Genomic DNA, 439 nt, shown 5'->3' with positions numbered 1-439 from the left:
TCGGATACTCTTCCCGATAACGGTAAATCACGGCATATTTCGCCTTTGCTCTCACTTCCTTCCTGTGGACCGCAGAAAATCCCGCAGCAGTTCATTCTCCATTTTCAGCCGTTCGATCTCATATTTGTATTCTGCAATGCTTGGCTCCCTGACTTCGCCTTTCCTGGGTCGTCCCTTGGGCTTTGGAGGGATTCCAGCTGCAAGTTTTCTTTGCTTTCGATTGTATCGGGAAACAAATCCCCGCATTTCCTTATGCGTAAATCCAAGCTTCTCTCCAATCTCCCGCAATGTCATTCCCTGGCTGCGAAGTTCCAGGATCTCTTTCTCGTGTTCCTGAATGTGGCTGTATTTTCTGGGCATAGCAAAGACCTCCTGTAGTAGTTTTATTCTACCACAGGAGGCCTTCTTTTTTCACTGTCTACTTTTACTGGAGCGGTTC

At 47.4% G+C, this 439-nt stretch carries 1 protein-coding gene; it reads right to left on the bottom strand.

Translation table 11 applies throughout. The features are described from left to right. Window positions 1-51: 51 nt before the first annotated feature. Window positions 52-360, bottom strand: a complete 309-nt coding sequence (locus tag JCM17207_RS02385; protein WP_238316071.1) for an imidazolonepropionase — start codon at window positions 358-360, stop codon at window positions 52-54. Window positions 361-439: the final 79 nt, after the last annotated feature.

The sequence above is a fragment of the Faecalibacterium gallinarum genome (genome assembly GCF_022180365.1).
GTDB lineage: Bacteria > Bacillota > Clostridia > Oscillospirales > Ruminococcaceae > Faecalibacterium > Faecalibacterium gallinarum.
Note: the sequence above shows the minus strand (reverse complement) of the source record. Positions and strands in the feature narration are given on the sequence as shown.